11 protein-coding genes are annotated in these 11,800 nt (G+C 75.0%); 9 read left to right on the plus strand and 2 right to left on the minus strand.

The window, feature by feature from the left end; all coding sequences use genetic code 11:
- Positions 1 to 3 precede the first annotated feature (3 nt).
- The 5 genes from HLI28_RS01625 (at position 4) to HLI28_RS01645 (ending at position 5,409) form a co-directional block, all read left to right on the plus strand.
- Complete coding sequence (locus HLI28_RS01625; protein ID WP_171245747.1) at positions 4 to 1,521, plus strand: NADH-quinone oxidoreductase subunit M; 1,518 nt, start codon at positions 4 to 6, stop codon at positions 1,519 to 1,521.
- A 7-nt stretch (positions 1,522 to 1,528) separates the two neighbouring features.
- Complete coding sequence (locus HLI28_RS01630) at positions 1,529 to 2,929, plus strand: NADH-quinone oxidoreductase subunit N (protein ID WP_171245748.1); 1,401 nt, start codon at positions 1,529 to 1,531, stop codon at positions 2,927 to 2,929.
- Positions 2,930 to 2,938: 9 nt separating this feature from the next.
- The gene (locus HLI28_RS01635) at positions 2,939 to 3,403 is read left to right on the plus strand and encodes a hypothetical protein (protein ID WP_171245749.1); all 465 of its coding nucleotides are present in this window, start codon (positions 2,939 to 2,941) and stop codon (positions 3,401 to 3,403) included.
- An 81-nt stretch (positions 3,404 to 3,484) separates the two neighbouring features.
- Positions 3,485 to 4,024, plus strand: a complete 540-nt coding sequence (locus tag HLI28_RS01640; protein ID WP_171245750.1) for a DUF305 domain-containing protein — start codon at positions 3,485 to 3,487, stop codon at positions 4,022 to 4,024.
- Positions 4,021 to 5,409, plus strand: a complete 1,389-nt coding sequence (locus HLI28_RS01645) for a copper resistance CopC/CopD family protein (RefSeq protein WP_171245751.1) — start codon at positions 4,021 to 4,023, stop codon at positions 5,407 to 5,409. The genes HLI28_RS01640 and HLI28_RS01645 overlap by 4 nt, the downstream gene beginning before the upstream one ends.
- Positions 5,410 to 5,454: 45 nt before the next feature.
- On the opposite strand, the gene HLI28_RS01650 is transcribed toward HLI28_RS01645, so the two are convergent.
- Positions 5,455 to 6,303, minus strand: a complete 849-nt coding sequence (locus HLI28_RS01650; RefSeq protein WP_171245752.1) for an LLM class F420-dependent oxidoreductase — start codon at positions 6,301 to 6,303, stop codon at positions 5,455 to 5,457.
- A gap of 119 nt (positions 6,304 to 6,422) precedes the next feature.
- Between HLI28_RS01650 and HLI28_RS01655 the strand changes: the two genes are divergently transcribed.
- Positions 6,423 to 7,763, plus strand: coding sequence for an amidohydrolase (locus HLI28_RS01655; protein WP_171245753.1), 1,341 nt, complete (start codon positions 6,423 to 6,425; stop codon positions 7,761 to 7,763).
- A 17-nt stretch (positions 7,764 to 7,780) separates the two neighbouring features.
- On the opposite strand, the gene HLI28_RS01660 is transcribed toward HLI28_RS01655, so the two are convergent.
- Positions 7,781 to 8,050: an acylphosphatase gene (locus HLI28_RS01660; RefSeq protein WP_171245754.1), complete on the minus strand. Its 270-nt coding sequence runs from the start codon at positions 8,048 to 8,050 to the stop codon at positions 7,781 to 7,783.
- A 108-nt stretch (positions 8,051 to 8,158) separates the two neighbouring features.
- On the opposite strand from HLI28_RS01660, the gene HLI28_RS01665 reads away from it, so the two are divergent.
- The 3 genes from HLI28_RS01665 to HLI28_RS01675 all read left to right on the plus strand — a co-directional run bounded on the left by HLI28_RS01665 (position 8,159) and on the right by HLI28_RS01675 (position 11,630).
- Positions 8,159 to 8,614 carry a MarR family winged helix-turn-helix transcriptional regulator gene (locus HLI28_RS01665; protein WP_171245755.1) on the plus strand — a complete coding sequence of 152 codons (456 nt, stop codon included), beginning with the start codon at positions 8,159 to 8,161 and terminating at the stop codon, positions 8,612 to 8,614.
- Positions 8,615 to 8,649: 35 nt separating this feature from the next.
- Positions 8,650 to 9,078, plus strand: a complete 429-nt coding sequence (locus tag HLI28_RS01670) for an organic hydroperoxide resistance protein (protein WP_425483378.1) — start codon at positions 8,650 to 8,652, stop codon at positions 9,076 to 9,078.
- A 119-nt stretch (positions 9,079 to 9,197) separates the two neighbouring features.
- Positions 9,198 to 11,630, plus strand: a complete 2,433-nt coding sequence (locus HLI28_RS01675; protein ID WP_343035555.1) for a beta-glucosidase — start codon at positions 9,198 to 9,200, stop codon at positions 11,628 to 11,630.
- Positions 11,631 to 11,800 lie beyond the last annotated feature (170 nt).

Consider the following 11,800-nt stretch of genomic DNA (forward strand, 5'->3'; position numbering starts at 1 on the left):
CGCGTGCTCCTGACCGTTCTCGTCCTGCTCCCCGCACTGGCCGGGCTCGTCCTCGTGGCGGCGCGGGTGCCGGACCGAGCCGCGTCCTGGGCGTGGGTGGCCACGTCCTCGGTCGTGGTCGGGCTGGTCGCCTGGCTCTGGTGGGGGTTCGACCCCGGTGGCGGGTTCCAGTACGACGTCAAGCTGCGCTGGATCCCGACGGTCGACGCCTCCTACCACGTGGGCGTCGACGGGCTGTCGTTGCCGCTGCTGGCCCTGACCGCCGTGCTGTTCTGGTGCTGCGCGGTGTGGTCGCTGCGCGGCACCCCGCGGCCGCGCAGCCACGCGGCCCTGTTCCTGCTGCTCCAGACGACCTGCCTGGGCACGTTCGCGGCGCTCGACCTGATCCTGTTCTTCCTGTTCTTCGACCTGTCGATCGTGGCGATGTACTTCGTCATCGCCGGGTGGGGCCACGGCGACCGCCGCCGCAGCGCCCTGACCTTCTTCCTGTACACGTTCCTGGGATCGCTGGCGCTGCTCCTGGGTTTCATCGGGCTGTTCCTCGGCAGCGAGCCGCGCACCTTCGACATCGTGCGCCTCGTCGAGGACCCGCCGTGGGCCGGTCAGAGCGGGACCGCGACCTGGGTGCTGCTCGCCCTCGTCGTGGGGCTCGCGGTCAAGACGCCGCTGGTCCCGTTCCACACGTGGCTGCCGCCCGCGCACACCGACGCCCCGGCGGAGGGGTCCGCGGTCCTGGCCGGCGTGCTGCTGAAGCTCGGCACCTTCGGGTTCGTGCGGATCGCCATGCCCACGCTGCCGGACGCCTGGCAGCGCTGGGGCACGTGGATCGTGGTGATCGGTGTGGTCAGCGTGCTGTGGGGCGCGCTGGTGGCCCTGGCCCAGGACGACCTGAAGCGGATGATCGCCTATACCTCCGTCAACCACATGGGCTACGTCCTGCTCGGGCTGGGCGCCGTCGGGGTGCTCGCGCGGGACGGCGCGGACGGGTCCGGCCCCGCCGCCGCGGCCGGTGTCGCGGCGACCGGCGCCGTCGTGCAGATGGTCAGCCACGGCCTGCTCACCGGCGCCCTGTTCCTCGTCGCGGGGATGCTGTGGACGCGCGGCGGGACGTACGCCTTCGCCCGGTGGGGCGGTCTCGCGCGCGCCCTGCCCGGGTTCGCCGTCCTGTTCGCCGTGGCCGCCTTCGGCTCGCTCGGGCTGCCCGGCCTGTCCGGCTTCGTGGCCGAGTTCCAGATCTTCGCCGGGTCGCTCGCGGCCGTCCCCGTGGCCGTGGTGGTCGCGGTGGTGGGCATCCTGCTCACCGCCGGCCTGTTCCTGCGGGCGCTGCAGCGGTTGCTGACCGGAGACCTGCGGGTGCCCGACGGGGTCGACACCGGCGGGCTCGGGGCCGTGACCACCGTCGAACGGGTGGCCGTGGTGCCCCTGCTCGCGCTCAGCGTCGCCGTCGGGCTGCTGCCCTGGGTGCTCGTCGACGTCGTCGGCCCGGCGGCCGACGGCCTCGTCGCGCTGGTGGCCCGGTGAGGCGCGGATGACGGCCCAGGACGCCCTCGCGCTGCTGCCCGAGGCCGCGCTGCTCGCCGCCGCCGTCGGCGGGCTGCTGGTCGGGTTGTGGACGCCGCAGCGTGCCCAGCGACGCGTGGCCTGGATCGCCGTCGCCGGCTGCCTGGTGAGTGCCGCCGCGGCGGCCGCCGTGCTCGGCGACCCCGTCCGGACGGTCTTCAGCGGCACCTGGACGGTGGACGCGACCACGGGTGTGGTGCGCCTCGCGGTGGCGGCGGCCACGGCGGCCGTGGTCGTGCTGCTGCGCACCGAGCTGGCGGGCCACCCGCGCGAGACCGAGGCCTACGTGCTCACCCTGCTCGTCGCCCTCGGCGCCGACGCCCTCGCCGCGACCACCGACGCCCTGCTGCTCGTGGCCGCCTACCTGCTGGCGAGCGTCCCCGCCTACACGCTGACCGCCTTCCGCAAGGACGCCCGCGGCACCGAGGCGGCGCTGAAGTACTACCTCCTCAGCGCCCTGGTGGGGGTGGTGCTGCTGGTCGGCGCGGCCGCCCTGGTCCTCGGCACCGGCCGCACCGGCTACGCCGCCGTCTCCGCGTCGCTGCCGGCCGCGGCTCCCGCCGTCGCGGCGCTCGCCGCCCTCGGCCTGCTGGCGGCCGTGCTGTTCAAGGCCGGCGCCGTCCCCGTGCACTTCTGGGTGCCCGACGCCGTCGACGGTGCGAGCCCCGCGGTGGCCGCGCTGATCTCCACGGTCCCGAAGATCGGCGCCGTCGCCGCCGCGTTCCGGCTCGTCGCCGGCCCGTTCGCCGAGACGCCGGCAGGCCTGGCGCTCGGCGTGGCCCTCGTCGCGGCGGCGAGCATGACGCTGGGCAACCTCGCGGCGTTCTGGCAGACCTCGCTGCAGCGGCTGCTCGCGTACTCGACGATCAGCCAGGTCGGCTACCTGCTGATGATCGTCACGGTGGCCGGCACGGTCGAGCTCGCCGCCCCGGCCCTGCGGCTGTACATCGCCGCCTACGCCGTGACCAACATCGGCGCCTTCGCCGCGGTGGCCGCCGTGCCGCGCCGCACCACGCTGGTCGGGTGGGCCGCCGGGGTCACGGGTCGCCCGTGGTTGCTGGTCAGTCTCGTGGTGTGCCTGCTCGGTCTGGTCGGCACCCCGCCCACGGCCGTGTTCCTGGGCAAGCTCGGCGCGTTCACCACCGCGGCCGACGGCGGGTACGCCTGGCTCGTCGTGCTCGCGGCGGTCAACTCCGTGGCGAGCCTGTTCTACTACCTGCGCTGGGTCGCCCCCGCCTTCCGGGTGGTGACGTCCACCCGCCCCCGGCGGGGGACCGTCCCGCGCCCCGCGGTGGTCGTCCTGCACACGGCCGCCGCGACGAGCCTGCTGCTGGGGATCACCGCCGGGCTGCTCGGCGCGTCCGCGTAGGATCGGGGCATGACGAGAACGGCACCGGTCGCGTCGCGCCGCAGCGTCCCGCTGCGCGCCCTCGCGTCCTGGGCCGCCGTTCCCCTCCTCGTCGTGGCGCTCGCGCTCCTGCTCGTCTCGCACCAGCCGTCCGGGTCGTCCGGCCACGTCCACGGCCCGGGTGACGGCGTCCATCAGACCGCCGGCGCGATCGCGGAGCCCGGGGGACACGACCACGCCGCGGACGCCCCGCGCACGGCGGCCTCGCCGGCCGGCCACGGAAGCCCGACGAACGACCACGACCACGAGACGCTCGTCGCCTGCACGCTCCTGGCCGCCCTGACCCTGCTGGCCCTGCGGCGGTTGCGACCCCGGCCCGCCGGCCGGGCGGTCTGGGCGCCCGCCCCGGCGAGCGTGCTCCTGCCGGCGCTCCCGCGCACCGCGCGCGTGCCGGGCACGCCCGAACCCGTCGTCCTGGGTATCTCGCGGACGTGAGGGCGTGGTCGTCGCCGACGACCACGCCCCTTCCCACCGCCGGTGAACCCGGCCTCGCGACCGACCCCGCAGAAGGACCCCATGACCGCCCGGAGCACCGCGGCGGCGCTCGGCGCCGCCCTCACCCTGACCGTCTCGGCCTGTGCGGCCGACGACCCCGCCGCCGTCGACGACCACAACCAGGTGGACGTGATGTTCGCGCAGATGATGATCCCGCACCACGCCGACGCGATCGCGATGTCGCAGGCGTTGCTGGACGCCGACGGCGTCGACGCCGAGGTGCGCGACCTCGCGCGCTCCGTCGCCGACTCCCAGAGCCAGGAGAACACCCGGATGAACGACTGGCTCGGCGCCCGCGAGCTCGAGCGCGTCGACGACACCGTGCCCGAGATCACTGCGCAGGACCTCGCGGCCGTGCCCGCCGACGAGCTGCAGGAGGTGTTCCTGCGGCAGATGACGGTGCACCACGAGCACGGCGTGCAGATGGCCGACCGGGTCGTGACCGACGGCTCGTCGACCGAGATGGTCGAGCTGGCGGCCGGGATGGTCGCCGCCCAGACCGCCGAGATCGAGCAGATGGACGTGCTGCTCGCGGCGTCCGGCACGGGGGAGTCGTCATGAGGTTCACGAGGTACGCCCGCACCCTCGTCGGAGGGTTCCTGCTCGCCCTGCTGCTCCTGCTCGCCGGAGCGGCCCCCGCCTCGGCGCACACCAAGCTCGACACCGCCGAACCCGCCGACGGCTCGACCGCGCAGGGCCTGGTCGAGGAGATCGTGCTCACCTACACGCTGCCGGTCACCCCGCTGGGCGAGGCCGTCGAGGTGACCGGCCCGGACGGGGCCGTGCCCGTCGAGGTCACGCAGTCCGACGACGGCACCGTGCTGACCGCAACCCCCGCCGAGCCGCTCGCGGACGGGGAGTACACGGTCGACTGGAACGTGGCCGCCGAGGACGGCCACCCGCTGGACGGGACCGTGGTGTTCGCCGTCACCGGGGCCGCGCCCGCGCAGGAGCCGGCCGAGCCGGACGCCTCCGAGGAACCGTCGCCCGAACCCGCGCCGGACGCGGACGCGGGCGCGACCGCTGCCGAGGAGGACGACGAGACGGCGGCGGGGTTCGCCGCCGTGGTGTCCCGCCTCGCCGGTGCCGCCGTCCTGTGGGGTGCGCTCGTGGCCGGAGGCGGGATGCTGTTCGCGGCGCTCGTCCTGCGCGGGCGCGATCGCGAGGACGTGCCCACGGTGCTCACCGCCGTGCGCTGGGTCGGTCTGCTCGCGCTCGTGGCCGTCCTGCTGCGCCTCGCGGCCCGGGCCGTCGTGGTGGCCCAGGGCGAGATCAGCGCCGCCTGGACACCGTCGGCCCTGCGCGACGCCCTGACCGGCGACACGGCGCTCGTGCTCGGTCTGCAGGCCGCGGGCGCCCTGGCCGTGCTGGTCGGCGCACGGCGCACGCTCGCCGGGTCGTGGCTGGCCGTGGTGGGTGCCCTGCTGCTCGGCACCGGCATCGTGTTGGACGGGCACAGCCGCAGCGTCGGGCCGCACTGGCTGGTCGTGGCCACCGACGTCGCGCACCTGCTCGCCGCCGCCGCGTGGGTCGGGGGCGTCGTCATGGTCGGCGTCGTCCTGCGCCGCCGCCGCCGGGACGCCCGCCCCCTGGACGCCGGCCTGCTGGGCAGCCGCTTCGCGGTGCTGGCCACGGGGTCGATCACGCTGGTCGGCCTCGCCGGGGTGGCGCTGACGGTGGAGATCCTCGACCGGCCCTCCCAGCTGTGGGAGACGAGCTGGGGGCTGTTCCTGCTGGCCAAGGTCGCCGTGGTGGCGGTGGTCGCCGCGATCGGTGCCTACCAGCACTTCCGGGTGGTGCCGATGCTGCAGGCGCCGGGCCACGGGGCCCGGCGGGCCCACAAGGCCGCCAGCCTGCTGCAGCGCGGCGCGGGGCACGAGACGGGCTTCATGGTCGTGGTCGTGCTGCTGACCGCCTGGCTCGTCGCCGCCTCGGTGCACGACTGAGCACGCCCGTGGGTGCGGCGCTCTCGCGACTGGCCTCGACCGGGGTCAGCCGGCGGACCGGAGCCGGGGGAGCGCGTCGACCACGGCGTCCAGGTGCCGACGCACGTCCCCGTCGGACGGCAGCACGATGACGAACTCGCTGACCCCGACGGCCTCGTAGGCCGCCACGAGCGCCGGCAGGTCCGCCAGGTCGTGCTGACGCAGGCGCAGCTGGACGGTGCGACGGATCTCGGCCGGGTCGCGCCCCACGTCGTCGCAGTGCCGCGCCAGCACCTCGCTGAGCTCGCCGATCCGCTCCGGGCTGCTCTCGGTGTCGTTCCACACGTCGGCGTACCGCGCCACCAGCCGCAGCGTGCGGCGGGGGCCGGACCCGCCGACCCAGATCGGCGGGTGCGGCCGCTGCAGGGGTTTCGGCTCGGCGACGGCGTCGGTGAGGCGGTAGTGCTCGCCGTGGAACGTCGTGGTCGGCCGCCCCCACAGCGAGCGGATCACGACGAGCGCCTCCTCGAGGCGGTCCATCCGGGTGCCCACGTCCCCGAGGTCCAGCCCGTACATGGCGTGCTCGCGCTCGTTCCACCCGGCGCCGATCCCGAACTCCAGGCGCCCGCCCGAGAGGTGGTCGACCGTCGTGGCGAGCTTGGCGAGCATCCCGGGGTGCCGGTACGAGTTGCCCGTGACCATGCAGCCGATGCGCACGCGTGAGGTCAGGGTCGCCATCGCGGCCTGCATCGCCCAGGCGTCGAAGACGGGGCGTCCCGGGTCGGGGCCGAGGGAGGCGATGTGGTCCATCACCCACACGTGGTCGAACCCGGCGTCGTCGGCCGTGCGCCACACGTCCGCGAACGCGGTGACCGGCGCGTCCTGGGTGAGCTTGAGGCCGAGTCGACGGTGCATCCCGTCATCCTGGCAGCGCGCACCCGGGCGCGCGACGGGTCGCGGCCCGGCTCCCCGCACCGGGGCGGGCTCGGCGCGTAGCCGCGTGCACCGGGCCGACGCCTCCGTACGATGGCCGCATGCCAGCGCCGAACCGGCCGAGCACGGCCTACCTCGACCATCTCGCCGCCGAGACCGACGACCGCCGGGACGCGGCGCTGGCTGCCGGGCCCCCGGCGGCCGCCGCCGGGGGAGCCCCGGAGGCCCTGGTCGCCGCGGCGGAGGCCGCGGCCTCCGCCCTGGAGCCGGAGCTCGCCGAGATCGTCCGGACCCTGCACGCGCACCCCGAGACCGCGTTCGCCGAGCACGCCAGCGCACGGCTGCTGGTCGAGGTCCTGGCCCGGCACGGCGTCGAGGCCGCCACCGGCGTGCACGGCGTCGAGACGGCGTTCCGCGCCGAGACCGGGCGGCCCGCCGACGGCCCGGCGATCGCGATCCTGGCGGAGTACGACGCCCTGCCCGGCATCGGCCACGCCTGCGGGCACAACGTCATCGCCGCCGCCGCGGTCGGAGCGTTCCTGGCCCTGCACGAGGCCCTGGCCGCGCCCGACGCGCCGGCCGGGCGGGTCGTCCTGCTGGGCACCCCCGCCGAGGAGGGGCACAGCGGCAAGGAGGTGCTGGCGCGGGCAGGCGCGTTCGAGGACCTGGACGCCGCGGTCATGCTGCACCCCTACGGCGTGGACGTGGCCGACCAGGTCTGGCTCGGCCGCCGCCTGCTCACCTGGACGTTCACCGGACGCAGCGCGCACGCCTCGGCGCAGCCCTTCATGGGGCGCAACGCCCTGGACGCGGCCAACCTCGCCTACACCGGCATCGGGCTGCTGCGGCAGCAGCTCCCGCCGGTCGACCGCGTGCACGCCACGATCGTCGAGGGCGGGACCCGGCCGAGCATCGTCCCGGACCGGGCGGTGATGCACCTGTACGCCCGCTCGAAGTACCCGGACACCCTGCGCGACCTCTCCCGACGGCTCGACGACGTCGCACGCGGCGCCGCGCTCATGACCGGCACCGAGGTCGACATCGCCTGGGACGACGGCGCCCACCCCTCGCTCCCGGTGCGCACGAACCAGGCCCTGACCCGGCGGTGGGTCGCGGCGCAGCGTCGGCGCGGCCGGGACGTGCTGCCCGGCGGCGTGGTGTCCGAGACGCTGGCGGCGTCCACCGACTTCGGCAACGTCAGCTTCCGCATCCCCGGCATCCACCCGCTGGTCCAGGTCGCGGACCCCGACGTGGCGCTGCACACGGTGGAGTTCGCGGAGGCCGCCGGCGGCCCCGCCGCGGTCCGGGCCGCGGTCGACGGCGCGGCGGGACTGGCCGCCACCGCGCTCGACTACCTGGGGGACGCCTCGTTGCGCGAGACGGTGCACGCCGAGTTCGCCGCGCAGGGCGGGCCCATCGACGTCCCGCACTACTTCGACTGAGCCCTCGCGGCCGCGCGTCACCGGATCCGGAAGACGGTGTCCCCACGGGGCTCCAGGTCCGTGACCCGCACGCTCGAGACGGCGGCGGCGGGCGGGCCGTGGTGCAGGTACTCCACCACGGACCCGACCGCGCCCTCGTCGCCCTCCAGCTCGACCTCGACGGTGCCGTCGGGCAGGTTGGCGACCTGACCGGCCACCCCGGCGCGCTCGGCCACCCGGGCCGTGGCGTCGCGGAACCCGACGCCCTGGACCCTGCCGTGGACGACGGCGCGCAGCCGGGTGGTCATCTCTCCACGGTAGCCCTGACCGGGGCCGTCGGCCCTGACGAGAGCTCGTCGGGGACGTCTCGCTGGTACTCAGTTGTGCGCAATAGAATTGCGTGCAACCATGAACGCATGCCAGACGTCGGCGCCTCGAAGGCCCTCGACCCGTTGCTGTGCTTCGCCGTGTACTCGCTCGAGCGACGCATCGGGCGGCTCTACGCCGACCTCCTCGCCCCGTGGCGACTGAGCTACACCCAGTACCTCGTCGTCGAGATGCTCGGCGCGAACCACGGCGAGCCCCTCACCGTCGGCGAGCTCGGCCGGCTGCTGGACCTGGACTCGGGGACGTTGTCCCCGCTGGTCAAGCGGCTCGAGGCGCGGGGGGTCGTGCGCCGGGAGCGGAGCCGGGACGACGAACGCGTGGTCACGGTCGCGCTGACCGCGGCCGGGGACGACCTGCACGGGGAGCTGGGCGAGGTCCAGCGCTGCCTGGCCGAGCGCCTGCCGCCCGACCGCGCCGCCGCCGGCGACCTGCTCGCGCGGCTGCGCGAGGCCAACGACTACCTGGCCCTGCACGCCGACGCCTGACCGGGCGCGGTGAGTCCGAACGAAGGGAACGCTCCGTGCTGCAGAACATCGGCTACACCGCCGAAGCCCTCTCCACCGGCGCCGGCCGCGACGGCCGCGTCCGCACCGACGACGGCCGCGTCGACCTCGACATGGCCGTCCCGAAGGACCTCGGCGGCTCGGGCGACGGGTCGAACCCCGAGCAGCTCTTCGCCGCCGGGTACGCCGCCTGCTTCCACTCGGCGCTGCAGAGCGTCGCGAGGCAGCGGAAGATCCGGCTGACCGACACCTCGGTCGGCGCCCGTGTGCACATCGGGGCGGACGGCGACGGCGGCTTCGGCCTGGCCGTCGAGCTCGAGGTCGTCGTGCCCGACCTGCCCGCGCAGGACGCCCGGGCGCTCGCTGACGCCGCGGAGAGGGCGTGCCCCTACTCCAACGCCACCCGGGGAAACATCGACGTGACGGTCTCCGTCGTCGACGGCTGACACGCGCCGAGGGTGGGTCCCGGAGCGGTCCGGGACCCGCCCCCGGCGGCCGGGACGGACGTCCGGTGCGCCGGACGGCCCGGACGTCCGCGCTCGCACGCGGCGCGTACAGTGTTCGGGTGAATCAACGAGGCGCAGGTATCGGCCAGATCGACAGCACGGACCAGCTCGCCCAGGGGCGGGTACAGCTGCAGTCCACGGACACGTGGATCCCGGAGGGCATGGGGGAGACGTGCCGGCGCGCGGCGGCCGAGGGCATCGTGCTGCTGACGAACCGGAACGAGACGCTCCCGCTGGCTGAGAGCGCTACCATCGCGGTCCTTGGCCGCGTGCAGCGCGACTACTTCATGGTCGGCTACGGGTCCGGCGGCGACGTGCGTCCGCCGTACACGTGGAACCTGATCGACGCCCTGCAGGCCACCGACCTGCACGTGGACGAGGCGCTGGCTGAGCGGTACGCGGCCTGGTGCGCGGACCACCCGGTCGACCCGGAGCCGGCCTGGGGCACCTGGCCGCGGTCGCACCCGGAGATGCCGCTGACCGCCGACGAGGTCGCCGCCGTCGCCGAGCGCGCCTCCACCGCCGTCGTCGTCATCGGGCGCGCGGCGGGCGAGGCACGCGAGCAGGCGCTCGAGGAGGGCGGCTACTACCTGACCGCCGACGAGCGGGCACTGCTCTCCCACGCCACCGCGGCGTTCGAGCGGACCGTGGTCGTCGTCGACACGGGCAACGTGGTCGACCTGGCCTGGACCCAGCACTACGACCTCGACGCCGTGCTGCTGGCCTGGCAGGGCGGCATGGAGTCCGGGCGGGCCGTGGCCGACGTGCTCACCGGTGCGGTGCCCGCCGGGGGCAAGCTCACCGCGACGATCGCGACCGCGTACGACCGCTACCCGAGCGCCGGACACTTCGGCGGTCACGACCACAACGAGTACGTCGAGGACGTCTACGTCGGCTACCGATGGTTCGAGACCTTCGCCCCCGAGCATGTGCTGTTCCCGTTCGGCTACGGCCTGACCTACGCGAGCTTCGACGTCCGCGCCGAGGAGGTCGACACCCGCGACGGCGAGGTCGTGGTGCGGGCACGTGTCACGAACACCCACGGGGTGCACCGCGGCACCGAGGTCGTCCAGGCCTACGTCCGTGCCCCGCAGGGCGCCCTCGGCCGCCCGGCCCGGCACCTGGCCGCCTTCGGCAAGACCCGCGAGCTGGCGCCCGGCGAGTCCGAGACGCTCGAGCTGCGTTTCCGCCTCGACGACCTGGCGGCCTACGACGACACCGGCGCGACGGGCCACCGGTCGGCCTACGTCCTGGAGGCCGGCCGCTACGAGGTCCTCGTGGGCACCGACGTGCGCACCGCCGTGCCGTGCGGCGGTGCGGACGTCGCGGAGCTGCGGGTGGTGCGGCAGGTCACCGAGGCCGGCGCCGTCGCACCCGGGCACGCCTTCGAACGCGTCGTCGCCCGCACGGAGGGCGGCGAGGTCCGGGCGGCCCGCGAGACCGTTCCGGAGGCGACGGTCTCGCGTCAGGACCGCGTGCTCGGTGCGCTGCCCGCGCCCGTCGAGCGCACCGGGGACCGCGGTGTCACGCTGGCCGACGTCGCCGCGGGGGACGCGTCGCTCGACGAGTTCGTCGCCCAGCTCGACGACGACGAGCTCGAGGCGCTGTCGCGGGGCGACTTCACCATGGACTCCGGTCTCGGCCCGGCCGGCAACGCCGGCGCGCTCGCCGGCACCGTCGAGTCCCTGCGGGCCAAGGGCGTCCCGGCGCTGACCACGACGGACGGACCGGCCGGGATCCGCCTGGCCACGCACACCGCGCTGCTGCCCAGCGGCACCGCCCTGGCCTCGACCTGGAACCCCGAGCTGGTCACGACGCTGAACGCGCTGCTGGCCGTCGAGATGGCGGCGAAGGGGTCGGACATCCTGCTCTCGCCGGGGATGAACATCCAGCGCGACCCGCTCTGCGGCCGCAACTTCGAGTACTTCTCCGAGGATCCGCTGCTCACGGGCCGGATGGCGGCCGCCACGGTGCGCGGCATCCAGTCCGAGGGGCTGGCGGCCTGCCCCAAGCACTTCGCCGCCAACAACCAGGAGGACAACCGGGAGTACAACGACTCCCGGGTCTCGGAGCGGGCGCTGCGGGAGATCTACCTGCGGGGGTTCGAGATCTGCGTCGCCGAGTCGGCGCCGCGCACCCTCATGACCTCGTACAACAAGATCAACGGCGTCTGGGGTCACTACCACCACGACCTGGTCACCACGGTCCTGCGCGGCGAGTGGGGCTTCGACGGCGCGGTGATGACCGACTGGTGGATGCGGGAGGCCGTCGACCCCGACTTCCCGGCCGTGACCAACGACGCCTACCGCGTGCGCGCCCAGGTGGACGTCCACATGCCCGGTGCGTGGGGGCGTGACGACCGGCACGGGGACGGGTCGCTGCTGGCCTCCCTGGCGGCCGCCGACGGCGTCACGCTCGGCGAGCTGCAGCGCACCGCGGGCAACGTGCTGCGCCTGGCGCTGTCGAACCCGCGGCTGTCCCCGGGCCGCTGACCTGCAGCGGCGCAGCGGCCGTCGTCGGCGTGGCCGACCCTGTCGTCCCGGGATACGATCCCGGGACGACAGCCGCTGGGAGGCGTGAGAGAACTCGTGAACAACCCTGCTGGTCCAGCAGACGGGCACCATCGTCATCGTCCGTCGTGCCGACCCTCCGGGGGTGACCG

It is taken from the genome of Isoptericola sediminis (genome assembly GCF_013085345.1).
In the GTDB taxonomy this organism is placed as follows: domain Bacteria; phylum Actinomycetota; class Actinomycetes; order Actinomycetales; family Cellulomonadaceae; genus Isoptericola; species Isoptericola sediminis.